Source organism: Flavobacterium sp. B167r (assembly GCF_056824315.1).
Map to the genome: position 1 here is coordinate 2,529,035 of NZ_CP124859.1, position 22,964 is coordinate 2,551,998.

Consider the following 22,964-nt stretch of genomic DNA (forward strand, 5'->3'; position numbering starts at 1 on the left):
GTTATGAAAAAAAATGTAGGATTTGTGTTAAGGAATTAAAAGTTTGGTTTATAGTGAAATATCCCATTGTATTCTAAATCGCCATCCTCCTTGTAACGGAAGTGTTTTGTCCTGAAAACTAAAATAGCTTACTTCTGAAGTTAGTTTGTTTTTATGTCCTTTAAAAAACCAATTGAAAGCTATTGTTGATTCCTCTTGTCTATTTTCTCTTATCGAATTATCGGGTCTGTATGCGGCGTGTCTTCCTGCCATTTCAAGATGTTGTGGCCACCATTCAAAAACATTATGAAAAAAATATCCAGCCTGAATGTAATATCCTTTCATTACAGTAGTGTCATCGTTGTTTATTTTATCGATGATTTGTTTGTTGTGCAATTCACTTTGCCATGAAAAACCTCGGTACATAAAAGCGGTTTCAAAATTCCATTGATTGACTCTGTATTGCCCTGGAAGTCCGTCTTCAAATCCGTCAAGCGAACCTCCTCCAGCTTGTGAAAAGCGTGTATATGGGCTACGGTTTGTTATAGCGGAGAAAGCTATAATTGGCGTCAGTTTTTCGTGAAATTCCAAATCGCAACCTTCAAAGTCGAGAGTTCTTCCTAAAAAATTCCATTGGGCTCTTCCAAAATACATTAAATGATTGTCATCGTTGGAACTATTTCCTCGTCCAGTTCCTGTTAAAGCGGCTGCCCAATAATTGAAATCGGCAATTCCGGCGCCTTTTAAATGACCGTAAACTTCAACTCCCAATTGTCTGTCTACTGTAAAAGGCCGATTGATTAAAGAGCGATCTACCATTTGCTGTTCGCCACTGCTAATGTAACGTTCACGAGTAAATTCGGTTTTCCATTGTCCTACTTTAAAACTTAGCCAATCCCATTTTTCAATCATAATCCTAAAATCAAGCAAATTGGACTGACTTAATTCGTATTCCCAATAATATTTAAGCCAAGGTTCAAAAGCATGACCGCCAATTTTAAGTCTTGCACGGTTTATTTTAAAAGTGGTTTGAGCATCTCTGCTATAATCGTCATAAGTTAAAGGATCTGTATCATTTGGTGTAGAAAAACGAAACTGCAAACGGCTTGCTAATTGAAATAGAAATTTTTTGTCTCGAGTTTCCAGTTCAATTCCTTTACTGCCATAATGAACATTCATTAATTTTGTAGTGTCTTTTTCTTGTTGAGAAAGTCCTTTAAAACCAATTAATAAAATAAAAATAAAGAATAGATTTTTAAAAATACGATTTGCGCTATACATAAGATTAATAGGTTTGTATGCATTCTTAAAACATTTATTTAAGAAGAAAAAGAGGCATTCTGATCACAAAATAGAATCGGGAATACCTCTTTTTAATATTTTAATCTCTTCCTAAAGCCCTTTTTGCTTCATTGTTTAAGTCAGAATATTCAATTTTTCCAACGTTTACACCAACGCCATAAATTTCTCCACCTTTAAATTCGCCAGGAGTTTTGTATTCTTTACTAACGGCATCACCGCTATCAAAACCAACACAAAGTCCGTCGCCAGAAAGAGTGAATTTACCAGTCTGCGTTCTCATTGGGCCAGAAGCGACTTCTTTACCGTCGATGTATAATTTCATTGTTCCGATAGATTCACCGTTTGGCCCCTGTTTTTCGCGATTAAATTCCATTCCGAAAACGTGTTTTCCAGGAGTTATAGCCACATTAGAAGTGAATTTCTGTTCTGGTTGAATTCCTAAGAAATTGTACACATAGTTTAGTTTTTTATCTTTAAGGAATAAAGTATGACCTCCAAAACGAGAACCGTGAGCAAATAAAACTCCCGAAGCATTGGCATCTTTTACATCTACGTCTGCAACTATTTTATAAGAACGTCCGCGAACATTTACCGCAACTCCTTCTGGTACAGGCGAAGTTCCCGGATAATAGATATATTGATCGCGAGGCTCTTCAGAAGAAGGTCTTTCTGTTCCTAATATTTCAATTGCAGAACGGTCGTCCAACGGAAGAACTAAGTTTTTGGCCGCTTCGCTATTCCAATCGGCTATTAATTCTTTTAATTTATCTGGATTTTTTTTAGCCAAATTATTAGACTCTGAACGGTCAACATCTGTATTGTATAATTCCCAAACGTCTTTGTCAAAATTTCCTTTTCCTGATAATGGTGCGTGCAATGCAACAGCTTTCCAGCCATCTTTCCATAAAGCACGGCTTCCCAACATAGCAAAATATTGGATGTGTTTTTGAGTTTTTGTATTAGGAGCAGCATCAAAAGTATATTTCATTGAAACACCAGACAAAGGATACTGAGGCGTACCGCGATATTCCTTCGGCATTTCTAATCCGCAGATGTCTAAAATTGTAGGCACAATGTCTGTTGAATGATGAAATTGATCGCGAACAACACCTTTTGATTTAATTCCTTTTGGCCAAGAAATTACCAAAGGATCGCAAGTTCCTCCAGCATATTGGCTGTATCTTTTAAACATTTTAAAAGGAGTAGAAAACGCTGCGGCCCATCCAGTTGGATAATGCTCGTAAGTATCTGGACTTCCTAATTTATCTAAATATTTCAAGTTTTCTTTTAATTCATCTGGATAACCGTTAAAGAATTTATTTTCGTTTACAGAACCAGATTCAGATCCTTCTCCAGAAGCACCATTATCAGCAGCATAAATAACTACTGTATTTTCAAGTTGCCCTGATTTTTCTAAATAATCGATAATTCGTCCCACTTGAACATCTGTATATTCTGAAAATCCAGCATATACTTCAGCCAATCTAGAAAACAGTTTTTTCTCTTCAGGTTTCAGTTTATTCCAATCGAGTACATTATCTGCTGGATTAGCAACTCCGGGAGGCATTGGATTGAAATTGTCCAATTTTGTTCCAGCTGGAATAACGCCTTTGGCAATCATTCGAGGCAAAACCCATTTGCGGTAAGCATCGTAACCATCGTCAAATTTCCCTTTGTATTTAGCAATATATTCTTCTGGAGCATGGTGTGGAGCATGATTTGCTCCAGGACAATACCACATGTACCAAGGTTTTGACGGATTTGTTGCTTGCTGATCTTTAATATAAGCTAAAGCATGATCGGCCAAATCTTTAGATAAATGGTAACCTTCTTCTGGAGTTGCAGGTGGTTCAACAAAATGATTGTCTTCAACTAAATCTGGATACCATTGGTTGGTTTCTCCTCCAAGAAAACCGTAAAAACGGTCAAATCCCATTTGAAGTGGCCAAGTAGCTCTTGGTCCGCCAGAAGCAATATCTTGTTCAGGAACGTTGTGGTTTTTTCCAATCCAAAAAGTGCTATATCCGTTGTCTTGAAGAATTTGTCCAATTGTAGCGGCTTGTTTTGGAATTCTTCCGCTCGCGCCTGGAAAACCATCGGCAGTTTCTGTAATAGCAGCCATTCCATTGAGATGATGATTTCGCCCTGTAAGCAATGTAGAACGAGTTGGAGAACATAATGCAGTAGTATGCCATTGAGAATAAGTGATTCCATTGTTGGCTAATCGCTGCATTGTTGGCATATTAATGGCACCTCCATAAGGTGACCAAGCGGCTAATCCAGTATCATCATATAAAATGAATAAAATATTCGGATAACCTTTAGGGGCTTTTTTAGGCAAGTACGGAGCCCAGTCACTTTTCGAATCTCTAATGTCTAGAGCCATTTTTCCTTTAAAAGTTTCTTTGGTAACTTGTTGAGGATCTGCCTGAGCAACTATTTTCGAAGTAATTCCCAATGAAAGAAAAGACAGGAATGCGAAAATACTTTTCAGAATGTGTGATTTGCTAACTTTCATAATTTATTTGATTAATTAATATTGATCGTATGAGGGTTTCTCGTGAACTTTTGTCTAAAAAATAATCTAAAAAATGCAGTAATCTGAAATGGAAATACTTAAAGTCGAGTAGGGCTATAAGTTTGAAACGAAAATTTTGAAACGGAACTTCTCAAAATTAGCGATATATAATAGCAAAGAGTTTTTTAATAGGACAGAACATGTTTCATATTATAACTTGCAACACAAAAACAGGCTTTTGAACAGATTTTTTAGCTTTTACAAAAAGCAGACATTTTTTATAGCAGCGTATATTTTTAGAAATTTTTAAACTGAAAAGAATAATTAAACAAAATTGAAATTATTTGTTTTCGTAAAAAAGTACCTTTTTAAACTATAATATTTAAATTTGCATCCGAAAAAACAACAACACACAACTCTTATGTATAAATTTATAATTCGTCCGATACTTTTTTGTTTTGATCCTGAAAAAGTGCATTATTTTACCTTTTCATTCGTTAAATTCATTTCAAAAATACCTGGAGTTTCGGCAATTATAAGATCGATTTATGAAGTAAAAGATGCTCGATTAGAAAGAGAAGTTTTCGGAATTAAATTTAAAAACCCAGTTGGACTTGCAGCTGGTTTTGATAAAGATGCGAAGCTTTACAAAGAACTTGGTGATTTTGGTTTTGGTTTTATTGAAATCGGAACTGTAACGCCAGTAGGACAAGAAGGAAATCCAAAAAAACGTTTATTCCGATTAAAAGAAGACCAAGCAATTATTAACCGAATGGGATTTAATAACGGCGGTGTTCTAGAAGCTGTAGAGCGTTTGAAAAAGAATACAGGCGTTTTAATTGGTGGAAACATCGGAAAAAATAAAGTTACCGATAACGAAGATGCGGTTAAAGATTACATCATTTGCTTTGATGCACTTTTTAATCATGTAGATTATTTTGTGGTGAATGTGAGTTCGCCAAACACGCCAAATCTAAGAGCTTTACAAGATAAAGAACCATTAACGGCATTATTGCAGACTTTGCAAAATAGAAATGTCGAAAAGCAAAAAACAAGTACTCAAAAAGTAAAACCAATTCTTTTAAAAATTGCTCCAGACTTAACAGATGAGCAATTGTTAGATATTATTGATATTGTGAAAACAACTCAAATTGCGGGTGTTATTGCAACAAATACCACGATTTCTAGAGAAGGCTTGCAATCTGCAAACCAAACAGAAATGGGAGGGTTGTCTGGAAAACCATTAGCAAAACGTTCTACTGAAGTAATTCGTTTTCTTTCGGAAAAAAGTAACAAAGCATTTCCAATTATTGGAGTGGGAGGAATTCATTCTGCAGATGATGCAATTGAAAAATTAAATGCGGGAGCAAGTCTAGTGCAATTGTACACAGGTTTTATTTATGAAGGTCCAGCTTTAATTAAAGCAATTAACAAAAAGGTTTTAGGGCAATTGTAAAAGCAATGCTTGAACCAAAAGGCCAGCAATTATTGCAATTCCAAAACTGATTAAAGTTCCGATCATTACATATTCTGTCAATTTTCGGTCTTTGGCTTCCTTTAAATCTCCGAATCTAAAAATAGATTTAGCGGCAAGCAGAAAACCAATCGCTTCAAAATGTCCGGTTAAGATAAATCCGAAAACAAACAAGCGTTCTAAAATACCAATATAATTTCCAGCAGCTATCAGAGAATTATCCTGATGGCTGTTTTGGCTTTCAGGAGCCCACATCGAAATTATAGTTTTTATGAAAATAGAAGTTGGTTTCGTTATCAGGATTAGTCCAGTAATTAGAATCCAGAATGTATTATCCTGCCAAAAATTGATTATTGTTTTGCTTTCGTACAGAAGGACAACACCAATTAAAATAAGAATGTGTGCAATTTGATCGACTACAAACCAAGTGCGTTTGGTATTGTTTTTCTGGAAATTCAATTTGATTAAATCGATAATTCCGTGCGTAACTGCAATTAAAACAGCATATGGTATAAAATTGATTTCTCCCGCTAGAATTGCAGCTAAAACTCCATGAAGCAAAATATGAGCATATAAGTAAATGCTTTTATGTTTTTTAACTTCTTTATCAGCGACCCAAGAATTTGGCTGCCAGATAAAATCTCCTAATAAATGAGCAAGAAACAGTTTTATAAATAAAATCATGAGGCTGTAAATTGTTTTATTTGTTTTCTAAAATATCGATCTAAATTCATAACCAAATCAAACTGAGCTCGTTTTTGTCTTCGGCTTACCGCAGCTTGGTTAATCCCTAGTTTTTGCCCTAATTCTTCCTGAGATAATGTCGGATTTTCGATGGCAACTGCAACAAATTCTGCTGATTGTACCAGCCAGCTATCCATAAAAGTCAAAGCCAACTGGAGCATTAAATTCAGTTTTTCGTCGAAATCAATATCGCCTGTTCGCAAAGCTAAAGTCACTTTCTGCTTTTTTAAAGTTTCAAAAAGTTCTCCAGAATTGATAAATGCAGAACCATTGCTTTCAGATATTCTTTCGGCATTGTGTGTTTTATCTCCAAAACCAATACTCATTCGGGCATCAGATTTTATGGCTCTCAAATGTGCTTTCACCAAAATTGCGGTTAACAAAGCCTCCTCCGGATTGCGGACTTCAATTTGAAATTCGTCTCCTCGATATATTTCCCACTGATTTGGCGTTTTGCCAAATGGAGTCAAGATTTTCTTTAAACCCTCCACCCAATGGTCTGATTGCTGCTGTCTTGAACCAATTATGTCGCCCGTAATTACACTAGTCATAACTCAAATATAATTAAAAAAATTATAAACTTTCTATTACAAATATACGTAATAAAATTTAGTATTACGTTTTTTGGTAATAATTAAAATTATTACATTTTTTGGTAATAATGAAAGATATGATTGTTTTTTGTAATAATAGAGTTCAATTAAAATTATCTTTTATTTGTTTAAAAAAGAAACTAACTTAGCCTTTAGAAAAGAATACACTTTGAACAAAGAAATCAAAATCATCGAATGCCCTCGAGATGCCATGCAAGGCATTAAGGATTTTATTCCGACAAAAAATAAAGTTACTTACATACAAGCTTTGTTGCGAGTTGGCTTTGATACCATTGATTTTGGAAGTTTTGTTTCTCCAAAAGCGATTCCGCAGATGCAGGATACCGCTGCCGTTTTAGAACAGCTTGATTTGTCTCAAACAACAAGCAAACTACTTTCTATTATTGCCAATACGCAAGGAGCTGTTACCGCTGCAGAATACGAACAAATTCAATATTTAGGTTTTCCTTTTTCTATTTCTGAGAACTTTCAGATGCGTAATACGCACAAAACAATTGCAGAATCTTTGGTTACGCTCGAAGAAATTCTAGAAGTCGCCGATAAGAAAAAGAAAGAAGTAGTAACTTATCTTTCAATGGGTTTCGGAAACCCTTACGGAGATCCCTGGAATATTGAAATTGTATCAGAATGGACCGAAAAACTGGCAGGAATGGGCGTGAAAATTCTATCGCTTTCCGATACTGTTGGAACTTCAACACCAGAAGTTATTACTTATTTATTTTCAGATTTAATTCCTAAATATCCTGAAATTGAGTTTGGAGCACATCTTCATACAACACCCGAAAGCTGGTTCGAAAAAATCGACGCTGCAGCAAAAGCGGGTTGTACTCGTTTTGACGGCGCAATTCAAGGTTTTGGAGGCTGTCCAATGGCAACCGATAAACTGACAGGAAACATGCCGACAGAAAAATTGGTTTCTTATTTCACTGCCAATAAAAAAATAACGGGCCTTAATTCGCTTAGTTTTGAAAGCGCTTACAACGAAACTTCAAAATTGTTTGGAAAGTTTCATTAAAAAATAGTTATATTTTCTTACCTTAGATAATGATTGTAAGTATATTACGTTACATTTATTATTTACATATAACTATTTGCCATGAAATTAAGATCGATTAGAAAAATATCAAGCATAGTATTTTCACTGTTTCTATTGTTTTCCTGTTCAAGCGATTTGAATTTTGATCAGGTAAATGATTTTAAGATAGAACCCGTTTTTGTAGCTAACCTTGCTTATTTTAATATTCCTGCCAATAGACTTTTAGACGATGGCGGAAATAATATTACTTATGATGTTAGAGATTTTGATATTTTTAAAGATAAATTCTTTAGGGAAAATCTTGCAAAAGCCGAGTTTGATTTTGAAGTAGAAAATAACATAGATCGCGATTTCGTGTTAAATATACTTTTGATTAACGATAAAAACAGGGTTTTAGAAACAATATCATTTACAGTCCCTTCCTACAAAGGAACACCAAATGTTATAAAATACCCTACAGAAGTTTTTGAAAACGTGCGATTAAATCGTTTAAAACATACAGAAAGAATTGGTTTTGGGGTATTAATAGCAGCCGGACCTCCATTAAATAGTGAGAGTCAAGGAAATTTAAAGTTAAGATCAAGTGCAACAGCTTATTTAGTAATCGAATGAGAAAAGCGCTAATTTTTTACTTGTTTTTTCATCTTTCTTGTTTTGCACAAAACAGGGAGCTGTTATATAATTTTACTTCAATTCCGCAGTCTTCACTTGTAAATCCAGGAGCTGATGTTTCATATAAATATTATTTTGGATTTCCGGTTTTGTCTGGAGTTTCAGCTAATATTGGCTCTAGCAGTTTTTCGGCTTATGATTTGTTTTCAAATGATGGAGTCGATTTTAATCAAAAAGTTAGAGACGTTGTCAATAAATCTTCAAGCAGAGATAAAATAGTAACCAATCAGCAGTTGGAAATATTTTCTGGCGGATTTAGAATTGGAGGAAAAGAAAGCCGTTCTTATGTTTCGTTTGGATTGTATCAAGAATTCGATTTCTTTATGTTTGTTCCAAAAGATTTGGCTTTGCTGGCTTTAAACGGAAATCGAGATTATATTGGAAAATACTTTAATCTGGGTGATTTAAATATTAAAGCCGAAGTGCTTTCTGTTTTTCATGTCGGTTTTCATAAAAAGCTCAATGATAAATTTGTTTTCGGAGGACGCGCTAAAATCTACTCAAGCGGTGCAAATGCAACTTCCACAAAAAACTCAGGTTACATTTTTACTGGCGAGGAGGCAGGAACTCCCAATCTTTATAATCAAATCATTTCTTCCAATTTAGAATTAAGAACCTCTGGACTTTCCCGTTTTACGAAAGATGAATACGAAGGAAATATTGTTAATGATATTGCCCATAACACCTTTTTTAATGGAAGTTTAGGTTTAGGAATAGATGCTGGAATTACCTATTATATAAAAGATAATTTACAAGTTACCGCAAGTGTTATAGATTTAGGTTTTGTAAGGCAAACCAAAGACATCGAAACCCTTACTTATAAAGGAAATTACCGATACAACGGTGCAAATCCTGATTTCTTAGGTTCAGATGATCCTGAAAATGTCTTTGACGAATTTGATAAAGCAATACCAAGAGATACACTATATAATAAATACACAACTTGGCGTCCGACAAAAATTTATACGTCCGTTCAATATTCTTTTGGAGAAGCTCGTCCTGATGATGAATGTAGTTGCAGAGGTAAAATAGATAAATATTATAAAAATGCTGTTGGACTTCAGGTTTTCGGAATGTCTGCTCCGCGTGAACCTTTAGTCGCTTTGACTGCTTTTTATAGAAGAAACATTTTTAGAAAATTGGATCTTAAAGCAACTTATACCGTCGATAGTTTTTCGAATACAAACATTGGTTTAGGACTCGCAGGAACAATTGGTCCAGTAAATGTTTATGCTCTGGTCAATAATGTTTTAGAATATAAAGACATTTCCAAAGCAAGTAGCGCGGCCTTCCAACTCGGAATCAATTTTGTTTTTCAAGATAAAGACGATTAATTTCTCAATATTTAGAAGCTATTTCCAGCTGTCCATTCCAAGCACTCGAGCCAAAACACTTTTTTTCAAGATTTAAAAAGAGCTTCCGTTGGTCGCTTTTTTAAATCAGAAAAAAATGATTTTTGGCTTTTCGTGGCTTTTCATTTCCATCTGGGCTAGGGAATTTTTTTTATAAGATTATTCGTGTAAATATAAATTTATGAATAAGTTAGTATTCAAGTTAGCAATTAATTCACTATATTTGCACGCAATTCAACTAGAAATTGCAACATGATAGCACACAACTCCAAGATTATCGGCGAAGGTTTAACTTACGACGATGTATTATTAGTACCTAACTACTCGAATGTGCTTCCTCGCGAAGTGAGCATTAAATCAAAATTCTCAAGAAACATTACATTAAACGTTCCGATTGTATCTGCTGCTATGGATACAGTTACAGAAAGTGCAATGGCAATTGCTATGGCGCAAGAAGGCGGAATAGGTGTTTTACATAAAAATATGACGATCGAACAACAAGCAGGAAAAGTTCGAAAAGTAAAACGTGCAGAAGCAGGTATGATTATCGATCCGGTAACTTTACCAATGAACTCTACTATTGCAGACGCAAAAAACGCAATGAAAGAATTCGGTATCGGTGGTATTCCAATCGTTGACGAAAACAGAATCTTAAAAGGTATCGTTACAAACCGTGATTTACGTTTTGAGAAAAACGGTGCAAAACCAATCGTTGAGGTTATGACAAGCGAAAACTTAGTAACTGTTGCTGAAGGAACTTCTTTAGAGCAGGCAGAAGTAGTTTTACAAGGTCATAAAATCGAAAAATTACCAGTTGTAAATGCAAATAACGAATTAGTTGGTTTAATTACTTTTAGAGACATTACAAAACTAACTCAAAAACCAATTGCAAATAAAGATTCATTTGGACGATTGAGGGTTGCTGCTGCTATTGGAGTTACTGGAGACGCAGTTCAAAGAGCTGAAGCTTTGGTTGCTGCAGGTGTAGATGCAATTATTATCGATACAGCTCACGGACATACAGAAGGTGTGGTAAATGTATTGAAAGAAGTAAAATCAAAATTCCCTCAAATAGATGTTATCGTTGGAAACATCGCAACACCAGAAGCGGCTAAATATTTAGTAGAAAATGGAGCTGACGGAGTGAAAGTAGGAATCGGTCCTGGTTCTATCTGTACTACGCGTATCGTTGCAGGTGTTGGTTTTCCTCAATTCTCAGCAGTTTTAGAAGTTGCTGCAGCAATTAAAGGAAGCGGAGTTCCAGTTATTGCTGATGGTGGAATTCGTTATACAGGAGATATTCCTAAAGCAATTGCTGCAGGTGCAGACTGTGTAATGTTAGGTTCATTATTAGCAGGAACAAAAGAATCTCCTGGAGAAACGATTATTTTTGAAGGAAGAAAATTCAAATCTTACCGTGGAATGGGATCTGTTGAAGCAATGCAAACAGGTTCTAAAGACCGTTATTTCCAAGATGTTGAAGACGATGTTAAAAAATTAGTTCCAGAAGGAATCGTTGGACGCGTTCCTTACAAAGGAGAATTAAACGAAAGTATGCTTCAATTTATAGGAGGTCTTCGTGCAGGTATGGGATACTGTGGTTCAAAAGATATTCCTACTTTGCAAGAGTCTGGACGTTTTGTTAGAATCACTTCTAGCGGGATTACTGAAAGTCACCCACACAACGTAACTATTACAAAAGAAGCTCCAAATTATTCTAGATAATTTTGAGATTTCAACATAAAACAAAAGGCGTAAGATTTATTTCTTACGCCTTTTTTAGTTGATTTTTAACTGTTTAAAAACGACTATTTAAAATATCTTCAGCAACGATATTCGAATGCAATAGATCTTCCATTTTTTTAGTCATACGCTGCGCTTCTAGAGCATAACCAAACATCTTTTTCTCGTAATCTTTTATTGCTTCATTAATAGTATTAAATTTTCCATTCGTAAGATTTTCAGTTAAATGAAAAGCATCGTAAAGCCCCATATTTACACCTTCACCTGCAAAGGGAGGCATTAAATGCGCAGCATCTCCAACAAGAGTAATATTTGAATGTTCTTTCCAAGGTTCTTCTAAAGAAAACAAACGCAAAGGCAAACCAGAAAATTCAGTTGAGGCGGCGAAGAATTTTTTGTAATCATCGCTCCAATTATTAAATTTTTCATTTAAAAAAGAAATAACAGACTGATCGTCTTCGAAGTTGATTCCGTGATTAGAAATCCAATCTTTATCGGCTTTAAAAGAAACTCCGAAATGAACAGAACCATCGCGCATAGTATGAGTGTAAAACATTTTTTGTTCTCCCATTGCCATTACATTTCCGTTTCCGTATTTTGGTTTAAATTCAGGATAATCCAAGTCTGGATTTACAATTTCGCCTTGAATAATATAAGTTCCAGAAAGTTGAGGTTCTTGATCGCTCACAAATTTTCTTGCATTCGATCTTCCGCCGTTTGCCACAATTACAAAATCGGCAGTTACTTTATTACCGTTTTTAAAATCTAAAATATATTGATTTTCAGATTTTTCAATATTAATTAACTGACTGTCCCAAACAACGGTGTTTTCTTTAAGATTCTCCAGCATTATTTTTCTCAAATCATTACGATCTATTTCTGGACGAGAAAAAGCACTGCTTTCATTAGGCATTTCGTCAGAAGTAATATTACCGTCCATATCAGCCATTTTTTCTCCAGTCGGTCGCGCATATTTATAAAACTCATCCATTAATTCCGCTTTCTGAATTGCATATTGCCCCGAATCGGAATGAATATCCAAAGTTCCGCCAGAAGTTCTTGCTTCTGCGTTAATATCTCTTTCGTAAACCGTAACATCGGCACCATTAATTTGTAAAATTCTTGCAGTTGTTAATCCAACGGGCCCGCCGCCAATAATGGCAATTTTTTTATTTTCTATAATTGAAGTTTTCATTTTATTGAAATTATATTGTACTTGAATTTTGTTATTAATTTCTGTAATTGAATCACGGAGTAAGTGCTTTTAAAACAAGATTGAAAGCTTCGTCTTTCAGTTTGTCACTAAGTGTAAAAGGTTTTCCAGACATTGATTTTCCTTCTCGATGAAACTCCAAAAGAGAGTAAAGTGGTCCATAGGCTATGCTCCAGAATATTTCATAAGGAATTGAAATAAGTTCTTTTCTATCAATTGCGGCAAGCATAAATTCTGTCATCATTTGTTTATAATCGCCTGTTATTTCTGCTACAATCGCATCGCCATAAGTAGAATGTTTTAAAAGCTCAAAACAAGTCGCTTGCAGTGTGAAATTTAAATTGAAATAAATACGATTCTCCCATTGATTTCTCAATCCAGCTTTGAAAGACATATCAGTAGAAAATCCATCAAACATTTTTTCAAAGAAATTCTTGCCGATTTCGATTCCGATTTTTTTGATCAAATCTTCTTTATCTGAATAATAAATATAAAGAGTTGCAACAGAAATACCGCATTCTTTAGCGAGCCGATTCATTCCAAAACCTTCTATGCCCTGTGTAACGATCATTTCAATTGCTTTTTGCTTTACAATTTCTTCTTTATTGATATCTCGTGTTCTCATCTTTCTAACTAATTATGATACAAAGATATAAATAATAAATGAACGATCGCTTATTTATGGATTGTTTTTTTAAGATGCTAAGATTCTAAGGTGCTGAGGTGCTAAGTTTTTTTTTTAAGGTTCAAAGTGACAAAGGAACAAAGGGAAAAAGATTCAAAGGTTTGAAAATCTGAATTGCCTCCAGCTTTAGCTGGAGGTTTTTTGATAGGAGTGTGGTGGGGGCTTTAGCCAAAAAAAATCAGCTGAAACAATATTTAACTGCTTCAGCTGATTCTATATTTATAGTAAAATATTTTACAAAGTTTTTGTTGGTTCGGCTTCTCTTAGGTTTTGGTTTTCTAAAATTTCTTTTAAAAACGGTTTTACCTGATTTTCAATTTCAGATACCGAAATATTTAAAGCTTCTGGATCCGAAGCTAATTTTAACCAAGGTTTTGGAGCCTCAAAATCATAACTTCCAAAAACAATTACTGGAGTACCTTTTACCTTTACATTTTCTTTGTCTTTTAGAATCCATTCGTCGGCAAATTTGTAAAGATATTTGGCATCTTTTTCTAATAATCTTAAGCAAGAATGTGAGGCTGGATATCCAGGCAAATCATATTCATGAAAACCAACGCCTAATTTATTTTCGATATTGAAATTCCATTTTAAGTCCCATTCGTCATTAAAAGTACTTGTTGTTTTTTCTGCTTTCCAATTCGTAAAAAACAATCCAGTTGGCGTACGATCTTTTTTTCTTCCCATGTTTGTTGGGCCAGTATGAACCAATTCGCCGTTTTCATAAGCCGCAAATGTTTGTGTCGGATAAGAAAAAAGAATAATTTTTGAAACTTCTTCTAAAGCCGAAACATGAACTGGAAACGGCATATAATAAACCAAATCCCCACTAAAATCTGCTGGAATTACAACGGAGTCTAATTTTTTGAAATTAGCTTTATCTGTTCGGTTTAAAGCGTAAACAATTTCTGTTTTTGAACTGTCGGTTTCATTGAGCTTCAGCCATTCTTTGGTTTTTTCTATTTGGTACGAAACTGTTTTGGGTTTTTTATATTCAATTACTTCTTTTTTTTCTTTTTTATTTTCTGTCAATGTTATCGTATCGGTCTTTTTACAAGAGCCTAATAAAACTAATGTCAATAAAAGTAATCCGTTTGCTGTGTAATATAACTTTTTCATAGGTGGTATTTTTATGAAGATAAAGTTATAAATCTGATAGCTCAAAAGGGTTACATAATTTTTTGAATTGGTTTCGGGATTTTCATTTATTTAAAACAAAGCGACATAATTAAATCAATCCTTTTATTTTCGCATGCTGTAATAACATAATAGTTTTAGCATCTGTAATTTCTCTAGATTCAATCATGGCATAAGCTTCGTCAAAAGTAAATTCTAAAACTTCAATATTTTCTTGTTCTGCATCTAATCCGCCGCCTTCGCTAACTTTTAGGCTTTCGTCATATTCACCAACGAAAAGATATAGAATTTCAGTTACAGAACCTGGAGACATATACGTTTCAAGAACTTTCTCGACTTTGCTTAAACGATAACCTGTTTCTTCTTCTGTTTCGCGGATAATAGCTTGTTCTGCGTTTTCTTTATCTAAAAGTCCTGCGCAAGCCTCAATCATCATTCCTGTTTTATTCCCATTCAAATAAGTTGGTAAACGAAATTGGCGGGTCAGGATAACTGTTTTTTTAGCAGAATTATATAATAGAATTGCAGCGCCGTTTCCACGATCATAAACTTCACGAATATGTGATTCAACAGGCTGATTTTCTTTCTTATAATTAAAAGTTACTTTGTTCAGTACGTACCAATTATCAGACAATAATTTGGTTTCTTTTATTTCGATTTCAGGATTTTTTCTCATAAAATTATGTTTCAAAAAAAAACGCTCTGATTATCAGAGCGTTTAAAATGTATTATTTTGTTATTGTTTGTTTTCTATCTGGCCCAACCGATACAATTTTGATTGGCACTTCGATTTCTTTTTCAATAAACTCAATATATTCTTTTAGCTCAATTGGCAACTGATCGTAAGTTGTTAATCCAGTTAAATCTTGTTTCCATCCTTTAAATTCTTTATAAACGGGAGTAACGTTTTCTGGCTCAATGTTGTAAGGGAAGTGAGCAATGTTTTGTCCTTTGTAGTTATACTCAGTACAAACTTTTAAAGTTTCAAAACCAGAAAGTACATCGCCTTTCATCATCATTAATTGAGTAACTCCATTTACTTGAACTGCATATTTTAGAGCTACTAAGTCTAACCATCCGCAACGTCTTTGTCTTCCTGTTACAGAACCAAATTCGTTACCCACTTTTGCCATTGTAGCACCAACTTCGTCAAAAAGTTCAGTTGGGAAAGGCCCGCTACCTACACGTGTAACGTAAGCTTTGAAAATTCCGTAAACTTCTTTGATTTTGTTAGGAGCAATTCCTAAACCAGTACAAGCTCCAGCAGCAGTCGTGTTTGATGAAGTTACGAAAGGATAAGTTCCGAAATCAACATCAAGTAAAGATCCTTGAGCACCTTCGCAAAGAATAGATTTTCCTGCTTTTTGAGCTTGGTGAATGTATTCTTCACTGTCAATGAAATCTAATTTTTTAAGTTCTTCAATAGCTTCAAAGAATTCTTTTTCTAATTCCGCTAAATTATATTGAATAGCAACATCGTAAAAAGCAATCATTGCCTCATGTTTGTCAGCTAAAGCTCTGTAACGCTCTTTGAAATCTTCTAATTCGATATCACCAACACGTAAACCATTTCTACCCGTTTTGTCCATGTAAGTTGGTCCAATTCCTTTAAGAGTAGAACCAATTTTTGCTTTTCCTTTAGAAGCTTCAGAAGCTGCATCAAGCAAACGGTGAGTTGGTAAAATTAAGTGTGCTTTTCTAGAAATGATTAATTTACTTTTGATATCAAGGTTAAATTTCTCTAAACCTTCGATTTCTTTTTGGAAAACTACAGGATCAATTACAACACCATTTCCGATGATATTAATTGAATTTTTATGAAAAATTCCAGAAGGAATCGTTCTTAGTACGTGTTTAATTCCGTCAAATTCTAATGTATGTCCTGCATTTGGTCCTCCTTGGAAACGTGCAATAATATCATAGTTTGAGGTAAGTACGTCAACAATTTTTCCTTTACCTTCATCTCCCCATTGTAATCCTAGTAATAAATCTACGGTCATTCTGTTTTTAATTTGCGTTGGGACAGTCTAAGCTGTCCTACTGATTATGTAGTTAATTTTCTTTTTTTTAATTTTTTTTCGAAAAGTCTAATTTGAAAAGACTATGAATTTGAATTTTGCTTTTTGTTTCCGTAGAAATAAAGCGAGTGATTTGTAATTTCGATATCAAAAATTTCTTCGATAGTTTTTTTGATGGTTTGAATTCTTGGATCACAAAATTCGATTACCTCACCAGAATCTGTCATAATGATATGATCGTGCTGTTTATCAAAATATGATTTCTCGTAGTAAGCCTGATTTTGTCCAAATTGATGTTTTCTAACCAAAGCGCAGTCCAACAATAACTCGATCGTGTTGTATAAAGTAGCTCTACTCACACGATAGTTTTTGTTTTTCATTTTGATATAAAGGTTTTCTATATCAAAATGCTCTTCGCTATCGTAAATTTCCTGAAGTATAGCATAACGCTCAGGAGTTTTGCGATGCCCTTTTTGTTCAAGATATAGTGTAAAAACATTTTTTACAATTTCTTGATTCTTAGTGTTGTCAGTTGAAATAAGTGTCATATCCGGCAAAGATAATTTTTTATTTTTAATGAATAAAAGTTTCGGGTTTAAAGTTTCGTTACAAAATTCTTATAGTTTCCCTAAAAAGTTAGGTTCTATACTCTCTAGTAACCTTATCAACCCCGTCAATTTTCTTAATTGCGCTTATCATTTTTTTCAAAATTGTATTGTTTTTAACAATTACAGCAATTTGGCCATGAAAAATTCCAGCATCGGTACTAAGCGAAATACTTTGGATATTTACGCTCATATTGTTTGAAATTACTTTTGTCAATTGGTTCGTAAGTCCTAAAACATCCATTCCAGTAATATTAATGATGGCTTTAAATTCCTCTTGAGAAGAATCAATCCATTTGGCGCTCATGATTCTGTACGCGTAATTAGACTGCATTCCAATTGCATTCGGACAATCTTTTTTATGCACTTTTATTCCTTCATTAATCGTTACAAAACCAAAAACATCATCACCAGGAATTGGGTTACAGCATTGTGAAAGTTTATAATCTAATTTGTCATGTTCAGTTCCAAAAACCAGCATGTCATAGTTGCTGCTGATAACTTGTTTGTGAATGTCTTCATCTGCAGTATCTTTAGTTCGTTTAATTTTATTTTTGAAGAAATTAATAAACGAGTTGCTTTTTTGTGCCGCAAAATCTTTTAGCTGCTGATTTTCGATTGCACCAATTCCGACTCTATAAAATAAATCTAAACTTGTTTTTAGTTTGAAGAAGTTAACTAACTCGTTTGTAACTTGTTCATTAAAAGTAACTTTTAAATGTTTTAGTTTTCTAACAAGTAATTCTTTTCCTTCTTCTGCAATTTTTTTAGTGTTCTCATTAAGAACGTTTTTAATTTTATTTTTAGCTCGCGAAGTGGTTACATATTCTAACCAGTTTATCGTTGGTTTCTGGTTTGCAGAGGTTATAACTTCAACCTGATCACCACTTTTTAATTCATAATTTAAAGGAACTAATCTTCCGTTTACACGAGTTCCGCGAGTTTTAATTCCGATTTCAGAGTGAATACTGAAGGCAAAATCCAGAGATGTTGCACCTTTTGGCAGTGATTTGATTTCTCCTTTTGGCGTAAATATGAAGATTTCTTTTGAATATAAATTCATTTTGAAATCTTCTACAAAATCAACTGCATTAGTTTCAGGATTTTCTAACGCTTCGCGAAGAAGATTCAGCCAAACATCTAGGCCGCTTTCTTCTGTTGCTCCATTTTTATATTTGTAATGTGCAGCGTAACCTTTCTCTGCGATTTCGTCCATACGTTCGCTTCGAACCTGAACTTCAACCCAGCGTCCTTTTGGTCCCATTACGGTAATGTGAAGTGCTTCATAACCAGTTGATTTAGGTGATGAAATCCAATCACGTAAACGGCTGGGACTCGGTCTGTAGTGATCTGTTACGATAGAATATATTTTCCAAGCGATGAATTTTTCTTCATGGGTATCAGCTTTATACACAATTCTAAGAGCGAATTTATCGTAAACTTCATCAAAAGTTACGTTTTGCGCACGCATTTTTCGACGAATCGAATAAATAGATTTTGGTCTTCCTTTAATTATATAATCTACACCTTCAGTATCTAAAGATTTCTTTAAAACATCTGAAATATCTTTGATGTAAGCGTCTTGCTCTTCTTTGGTTTCACGAATTTTACTTACAATGTCGTTGTAAACTGCCGGCTCCGTATATTTTAATCCTAAATCTTCTAGTTTAGTTTTAATATTATAAAGTCCCAAACGGTGGGCTAGAGGAGCATAAATGTATAGCGTTTCAGAAGCGATTTTGGTTTGTTTGTATTCCGCCATCGAATCCATGGTTTGCATGTTGTGCAAACGATCGGCCAATTTGATTAAAATTACACGAACGTCATCATTTAATGTCAGAATCATTTTTCTGAAATTCTCAGCCTGCATTGAAGCATTCAAATCTTTTTGAACTAATGAAATCTTGGTTAAACCTTCAACAAGCTGCGCCACTTTCGGATTGAACAAACGTTCAATTTCTTCAACAGTTATAGGAGTGTCTTCAACAACATCGTGCAATAAAGCCGCGGCGATAGATGTCGCTCCCAGACCAATTTCTGAGGCAACAATTTTTGCAACTGCAATAGGATGAAAGATATACGCCTCGCCTGATTTACGTCTCTGTTCTTTGTGAGCGTCGACAGCGACATCAAAAGCTTTTCGAATTAATTTTTTGTCTGCTGGGCTTAAAGTTTGGTAACTTATTCGTAGTAATTCCTTGTATTCCTGTGCAATAGCTTTGTTTTCTTTTTCAATATCTATTTCTGTCATAACGGCATAGTTCAAGTACTAAAAATAAGAATTAGTTTGAACATACGCAAGGGGGAAGATTGTTGATTTTAGATTGTTGATTGCAGATTTTAGATTGGTTTTACTGAGGTGTAAATCAAGGTTCTATTTTAATTTGGCGTAGCCAAATTAAAATCTAAAATCTAAAATCAGAACCCTCGTTGTCTTTTCGCTTCAAAAATTAAAATCGCAGCAGCAACAGAAACATTCATGCTGTCGATTTCTCCTTGCATCGGAATTATGATATTTTGAGTTGCAGCATCACGCCATTCTTGTGTTAAACCAGTTGCTTCTGTACCTACAACCAAAGCAGTTGGAGTAGTGAAGTTTTGTGTGTGATAGGAAGTCGAATTTTGCAAAGTAGCGCTGTAGAAATTGATCTTTTTTTCTTTTAAAAACGAAATGATTTCAGTAGTTGTTCCAGTCGCAATTTGGTTTGTAAACAAACAGCCGACGCTAGAACGCACAATATTCGGATTGTATAAATCACTTTTCGGGTTAGCAATTATAACTGCATCCAAATTCGCAGCATCTGCAGTACGCAAAACAGCGCCAATATTCCCTGGTTTTTCAAGAGATTCAACAACCATTATCAATGGATTGTCAGATAATTTTAAATCGGATAATTGTAAAGATTTGCTTTTCGCTACCGCTAAAATTCCTTCTGTAGTATCGCGATAGGCTAGTTTTTGGTAAACTTCCTTATTAATTTCTATAATTTGAAACGGATTTTGAATCATTTTATTGATTTCCGATTCAGAAACTAATTCAGGTAAAAATAAAACCGTTTCAATTTCGTAACCGCCTTTTATGGCTAACGAAATTTCTCTTAAACCTTCAATCAAAAATGTTCCGGTTTGTTTTCTGGCCTTGGATTTTTCTTGAAGTAAAACCAAAGATTTGATAAACGGATTTTGAATTGAAGTGATTTGTTTCATTTTTTTAAGGCTCAAAGTTGCAAAGGGACAAAGTTACAGAGTTTTTTTCTTCCTGCAAGGTTTTTAAAACCTTGTAGGTTTGCTTTAAAAGTTTTTTCGCCACGAATTCACAAATTCTGGTTTTAAATTAATTCGTGAATTCGTGGCAGAAAAAAACTATTTCTCAAAAACTTCTTTTACCTCTTCATTAACAGGATGATCTGTTTTGAATGTGTAGCCTAGAAATTTTGCTATTGTTTGGGCAAATTGTTTTTGGTAGAATTGAGCATTTGATTTGATTTCGCCTTTTGGAGCAATTTCAGGTCCCATTGCGGCGAACCAAATTTCAGACGCTCCTGGAACATCAGCACCGTGATCTGTCCATTGCGATTTTACTTTGTCGCCGCGTCCGTGATCTACAGTTATAAATAAGGTTGTTTTGTTTTTGTATTGCGGATCATTTTGAACAAAATTCCAGATTTCCTGAATCCATTTATCAACCTGATTTGCAGCATCCAAATACGAACGATACTGTGCATGATGCGCCCATTCGTCGGTTTCGCCGTATGCGATGTAAAGTACTTTTGGTTTTTTAGTTTTTAATTCGTCTAATGCTTGATAATGTGTAAAGACATCTAAACATTCATCTTCATGAAAAGGTTTAAACGAATTATCACGCATTTCATTAAGTAATTTTTGAGAAGCTGTTGGTTTGTTTCCTCCCACTTTATCAAAAGCAGAAATCACAGGAAAACCGCTTCTTTCTTCGTTTAAAATTCTATCGAAAGCATCCCAAGCTCCAAATGCAGCAACCTTTCCTTTTAGTTTAGGCTGTTGATTTAAAAACTCTAAAACATTCACATTCGGATTGGCTTTGTAGCTATTTGAATTGACTTTTACATCCACATTTCCAGTCATGATTTCGCTATATCCAGGATAGCTAAACCAATAAGGATTGGTAACATCGACTTTGTTTCCTAAATCTCGATTTCCGTAAATTTGGCCTTTTGTTGCAATTTCAGACCAGAAAAAAGGCATTAGTTTTTTTCGTGATTCCTTGATGTCTGGACTGCTGTATTTTTTGTAAATATATGTGCTGTCTCCCTGATTGAATTTTTTATCATTTGCAATTGCTGCATCTACTCCTTTAAAAACTTCCTGCCATCTAAAACCATCAGTTGTAATGATAATGATGTTTTCTGTTTTTTGAGCTTTAGATTGAATGCTTAGTACGATGAACAGAAATAGAATTGCTTTTTTCATTTGGATCTGTTTTTAAATTATAATCAGATTGTTATTTCTTTCAAAACTAATTTAATAATAGCGATAACAGCGAAGCCAATCTATAAAATAACCATAAGTTAACAGATTAAGGTTGCTACAAAATTCCTCTAGATTTAATTTCTAAATATTTATTGATAGCATCTAAAGTCAGATTTTCGGGCTGAGTTAGAACCGAATGAATTCCGTATTTCTTCAATTCGTTTACGATTAATCGTTTTTCGAACATGAATTTTTCGGCGATAACTTTGTCGTAAACTTCTTGAATTGTAGTTGTTTTTTTATTGATGATGCTGTTTAATTCTGTATTACTAAAGAAAACAACGACCAATAAATGACTCTTCGCAATTCCTTTTAAATAAGGCAATTGACGATTTAAACCATCCATTGTTTCGAAATTCGTGTACAGAATAATTAAACTTCTTTGATTGATGTTTTTCTTAATATCGACGTACAATCTGCTGTAATCACTTTCGAAGAAATCTGTTCTTACGTTATACAAAGCTTCCAAGATTTTCTGCATTTGAGAACCTCTTCTTTCTGCAAAAACTCGGTTTTCTACTTTTTTAGAAAAAGAAAAAAGACCGGCTTTGTCTTGTTTTTTCAAAATGACATTCGACAGAACCAAAGCCGAATTAATAGCATAATCCAATAAGCTTAATCCGTCAAAAGGCATTTGCATTACGCGACCTTTGTCGATTGCCATATAAACCGATTGCGATTTTTCGTCCTGAAACTGATTCACCATCAAAGAGTTTCTTTTTGCAGTCGCTTTCCAGTTCAGCGTTCTTAAATCGTCGCCTTGAACATATTCTTTAATCTGCTCGAATTCCATTGTATGGCCAATTCGGCGTATTTTTTTGATTCCGTATTGAAATAAATTATTAGAAAAAGCAATCAAATCATACTTTCTTAATTGAATGTAAGAAGGATAGGTTGGCACCATTTGATTGTTATCAAAAGAAAATCTTCTCGAAATAAGTCTTAAAGGTGAAGAAACATAAATATTTAAAGAACCAAAATGATATTCTCCACGTTCTGTCGGGCGAAGGTCGTAACCAACTTCTTTTTGCGAAGCTGCTTTTATCGTCTTTACAATTTTAAAATCGCGAACTTGAAATTGAAACGGAATTTCATCAATAATCTTAACCGAAATAGGAAAAGTATAATGATTTTTTAGATTGATTGTAACAGGATTTAAATCTCCGTTTGATAATTTTTCAGGTGTAATTCTTTCTGCTTCAAGACCTGTTCTGGCCAAATATAAAAGCAAAATGTCAAGACCTAAAAAAGTGCCTAAACCTAAAACCAGCAGCCAAACCGCATTATACATATTTGGAAAAATAAAGGCACAGATAAACAATCCTATAATGCCGATAAGCATATAGAAAAAGAAATTGTTGAG

19 protein-coding genes are annotated in these 22,964 nt (G+C 34.2%); 5 read left to right on the plus strand and 14 right to left on the minus strand.

Annotation, left to right across the window (positions count from 1 at the left end; translation table 11 throughout):
- Positions 1-48 precede the first annotated feature (48 nt).
- On the minus strand, positions 49-1,260 hold the full coding sequence (locus QLQ96_RS11200) for an OprO/OprP family phosphate-selective porin (protein WP_482496735.1): 1,212 nt from the start codon (positions 1,258-1,260) through the stop codon (positions 49-51).
- Positions 1,261-1,360: 100 nt separating this feature from the next.
- On the minus strand, positions 1,361-3,799 hold the full coding sequence (locus QLQ96_RS11205; protein ID WP_482496736.1) for an arylsulfatase: 2,439 nt from the start codon (positions 3,797-3,799) through the stop codon (positions 1,361-1,363).
- A gap of 421 nt (positions 3,800-4,220) precedes the next feature.
- Between QLQ96_RS11205 and QLQ96_RS11210 the strand changes: the two genes are divergently transcribed.
- Positions 4,221-5,255 carry a quinone-dependent dihydroorotate dehydrogenase gene (locus QLQ96_RS11210; protein ID WP_482496737.1) on the plus strand — a complete coding sequence of 345 codons (1,035 nt, stop codon included), beginning with the start codon at positions 4,221-4,223 and terminating at the stop codon, positions 5,253-5,255.
- On the opposite strand, the gene QLQ96_RS11215 is transcribed toward QLQ96_RS11210, so the two are convergent.
- Positions 5,241-5,957, minus strand: a complete 717-nt coding sequence (locus QLQ96_RS11215; protein ID WP_482496738.1) for a DUF3307 domain-containing protein — start codon at positions 5,955-5,957, stop codon at positions 5,241-5,243. The genes QLQ96_RS11210 and QLQ96_RS11215 overlap by 15 nt on opposite strands.
- Positions 5,954-6,568 carry a hypothetical protein gene (locus QLQ96_RS11220; protein WP_482496739.1) on the minus strand — a complete coding sequence of 205 codons (615 nt, stop codon included), beginning with the start codon at positions 6,566-6,568 and terminating at the stop codon, positions 5,954-5,956. The genes QLQ96_RS11215 and QLQ96_RS11220 overlap by 4 nt, the downstream gene beginning before the upstream one ends.
- A 211-nt stretch (positions 6,569-6,779) precedes the next feature.
- On the opposite strand from QLQ96_RS11220, the gene QLQ96_RS11225 reads away from it, so the two are divergent.
- The 4 genes from QLQ96_RS11225 (at position 6,780) to guaB (ending at position 11,416) form a co-directional block, all read left to right on the plus strand.
- On the plus strand, positions 6,780-7,646 hold the full coding sequence (locus QLQ96_RS11225) for a beta/alpha barrel domain-containing protein (RefSeq protein WP_482496956.1): 867 nt from the start codon (positions 6,780-6,782) through the stop codon (positions 7,644-7,646).
- An 81-nt stretch (positions 7,647-7,727) separates the two neighbouring features.
- Entirely contained in the window at positions 7,728-8,279 is a 552-nt protein-coding gene (locus QLQ96_RS11230) for a hypothetical protein (RefSeq protein WP_482496740.1), read from the plus strand.
- On the plus strand, positions 8,276-9,673 hold the full coding sequence (locus tag QLQ96_RS11235) for a DUF5723 family protein (RefSeq protein WP_482496741.1): 1,398 nt from the start codon (positions 8,276-8,278) through the stop codon (positions 9,671-9,673). Before QLQ96_RS11230 ends, QLQ96_RS11235 begins: the two co-directional genes overlap by 4 nt.
- Positions 9,674-9,943: 270 nt before the next feature.
- Positions 9,944-11,416: an IMP dehydrogenase gene (guaB, locus tag QLQ96_RS11240; RefSeq protein WP_482496742.1), complete on the plus strand. Its 1,473-nt coding sequence runs from the start codon at positions 9,944-9,946 to the stop codon at positions 11,414-11,416.
- Positions 11,417-11,489: 73 nt separating this feature from the next.
- Here the strand turns inward: guaB and QLQ96_RS11245 are convergent, their stop codons facing one another.
- The 10 genes from QLQ96_RS11245 to QLQ96_RS11290 all read right to left on the minus strand — a co-directional run bounded on the left by QLQ96_RS11245 (position 11,490) and on the right by QLQ96_RS11290 (position 22,943).
- Entirely contained in the window at positions 11,490-12,629 is a 1,140-nt protein-coding gene (locus tag QLQ96_RS11245) for an FAD-dependent oxidoreductase (RefSeq protein ID WP_482496743.1), read from the minus strand.
- A 52-nt stretch (positions 12,630-12,681) separates the two neighbouring features.
- Positions 12,682-13,272, minus strand: coding sequence for a TetR/AcrR family transcriptional regulator (locus tag QLQ96_RS11250; protein WP_482496744.1), 591 nt, complete (start codon positions 13,270-13,272; stop codon positions 12,682-12,684).
- A 294-nt stretch (positions 13,273-13,566) separates the two neighbouring features.
- A complete protein-coding gene (locus tag QLQ96_RS11255; RefSeq protein ID WP_482496745.1) occupies positions 13,567-14,451 on the minus strand; it encodes a L,D-transpeptidase in 885 nt (294 codons plus the stop codon).
- Positions 14,452-14,560: 109 nt separating this feature from the next.
- Positions 14,561-15,145: an NUDIX domain-containing protein gene (locus QLQ96_RS11260; protein ID WP_482496746.1), complete on the minus strand. Its 585-nt coding sequence runs from the start codon at positions 15,143-15,145 to the stop codon at positions 14,561-14,563.
- A gap of 52 nt (positions 15,146-15,197) precedes the next feature.
- Positions 15,198-16,469 carry an adenylosuccinate synthase gene (locus QLQ96_RS11265; RefSeq protein ID WP_482496747.1) on the minus strand — a complete coding sequence of 424 codons (1,272 nt, stop codon included), beginning with the start codon at positions 16,467-16,469 and terminating at the stop codon, positions 15,198-15,200.
- A 101-nt stretch (positions 16,470-16,570) separates the two neighbouring features.
- Entirely contained in the window at positions 16,571-17,035 is a 465-nt protein-coding gene (locus QLQ96_RS11270) for a Fur family transcriptional regulator (RefSeq protein WP_008462215.1), read from the minus strand.
- Between the two features lie 88 nt (positions 17,036-17,123).
- Positions 17,124-19,343 carry a RelA/SpoT family protein gene (locus QLQ96_RS11275; protein WP_482496748.1) on the minus strand — a complete coding sequence of 740 codons (2,220 nt, stop codon included), beginning with the start codon at positions 19,341-19,343 and terminating at the stop codon, positions 17,124-17,126.
- A gap of 167 nt (positions 19,344-19,510) precedes the next feature.
- On the minus strand, positions 19,511-20,299 hold the full coding sequence (locus QLQ96_RS11280) for a TrmH family RNA methyltransferase (RefSeq protein ID WP_482496749.1): 789 nt from the start codon (positions 20,297-20,299) through the stop codon (positions 19,511-19,513).
- 156 nt (positions 20,300-20,455) lie between these two features.
- On the minus strand, positions 20,456-21,541 hold the full coding sequence (locus tag QLQ96_RS11285) for a phosphoglyceromutase (RefSeq protein WP_482496750.1): 1,086 nt from the start codon (positions 21,539-21,541) through the stop codon (positions 20,456-20,458).
- Between the two features lie 115 nt (positions 21,542-21,656).
- The gene (locus tag QLQ96_RS11290) at positions 21,657-22,943 is read right to left on the minus strand and encodes a DUF58 domain-containing protein (protein WP_482496958.1); all 1,287 of its coding nucleotides are present in this window, start codon (positions 22,941-22,943) and stop codon (positions 21,657-21,659) included.
- Positions 22,944-22,964: the final 21 nt, after the last annotated feature.

What these genes read in the sequence shown, in the direction of transcription:
- QLQ96_RS11200 (WP_482496735.1), bottom strand. Translation starts at nt 1,260, where the DNA reads ATGTATAGCGCAAATCGTATTTTTAAAAATCTATTCTTTATTTTTATT.
- QLQ96_RS11205 (WP_482496736.1), bottom strand. Translation starts at nt 3,799, where the DNA reads ATGAAAGTTAGCAAATCACACATTCTGAAAAGTATTTTCGCATTCCTG.
- QLQ96_RS11210 (WP_482496737.1), top strand. Translation starts at nt 4,221, where the DNA reads ATGTATAAATTTATAATTCGTCCGATACTTTTTTGTTTTGATCCTGAA.
- QLQ96_RS11215 (WP_482496738.1), bottom strand. Translation starts at nt 5,957, where the DNA reads ATGATTTTATTTATAAAACTGTTTCTTGCTCATTTATTAGGAGATTTT.
- QLQ96_RS11220 (WP_482496739.1), bottom strand. Translation starts at nt 6,568, where the DNA reads ATGACTAGTGTAATTACGGGCGACATAATTGGTTCAAGACAGCAGCAA.
- QLQ96_RS11230 (WP_482496740.1), top strand. Translation starts at nt 7,728, where the DNA reads ATGAAATTAAGATCGATTAGAAAAATATCAAGCATAGTATTTTCACTG.
- QLQ96_RS11235 (WP_482496741.1), top strand. Translation starts at nt 8,276, where the DNA reads ATGAGAAAAGCGCTAATTTTTTACTTGTTTTTTCATCTTTCTTGTTTT.
- guaB (WP_482496742.1), top strand. Translation starts at nt 9,944, where the DNA reads ATGATAGCACACAACTCCAAGATTATCGGCGAAGGTTTAACTTACGAC.
- QLQ96_RS11245 (WP_482496743.1), bottom strand. Translation starts at nt 12,629, where the DNA reads ATGAAAACTTCAATTATAGAAAATAAAAAAATTGCCATTATTGGCGGC.
- QLQ96_RS11250 (WP_482496744.1), bottom strand. Translation starts at nt 13,272, where the DNA reads ATGAGAACACGAGATATCAATAAAGAAGAAATTGTAAAGCAAAAAGCA.
- QLQ96_RS11255 (WP_482496745.1), bottom strand. Translation starts at nt 14,451, where the DNA reads ATGAAAAAGTTATATTACACAGCAAACGGATTACTTTTATTGACATTA.
- QLQ96_RS11260 (WP_482496746.1), bottom strand. Translation starts at nt 15,145, where the DNA reads ATGAGAAAAAATCCTGAAATCGAAATAAAAGAAACCAAATTATTGTCT.
- QLQ96_RS11265 (WP_482496747.1), bottom strand. Translation starts at nt 16,469, where the DNA reads ATGACCGTAGATTTATTACTAGGATTACAATGGGGAGATGAAGGTAAA.
- QLQ96_RS11270 (WP_008462215.1), bottom strand. Translation starts at nt 17,035, where the DNA reads ATGACACTTATTTCAACTGACAACACTAAGAATCAAGAAATTGTAAAA.
- QLQ96_RS11275 (WP_482496748.1), bottom strand. Translation starts at nt 19,343, where the DNA reads ATGACAGAAATAGATATTGAAAAAGAAAACAAAGCTATTGCACAGGAA.
- QLQ96_RS11280 (WP_482496749.1), bottom strand. Translation starts at nt 20,299, where the DNA reads ATGAAACAAATCACTTCAATTCAAAATCCGTTTATCAAATCTTTGGTT.
- QLQ96_RS11285 (WP_482496750.1), bottom strand. Translation starts at nt 21,541, where the DNA reads ATGAAAAAAGCAATTCTATTTCTGTTCATCGTACTAAGCATTCAATCT.
- QLQ96_RS11290 (WP_482496958.1), bottom strand. Translation starts at nt 22,943, where the DNA reads ATGCTTATCGGCATTATAGGATTGTTTATCTGTGCCTTTATTTTTCCA.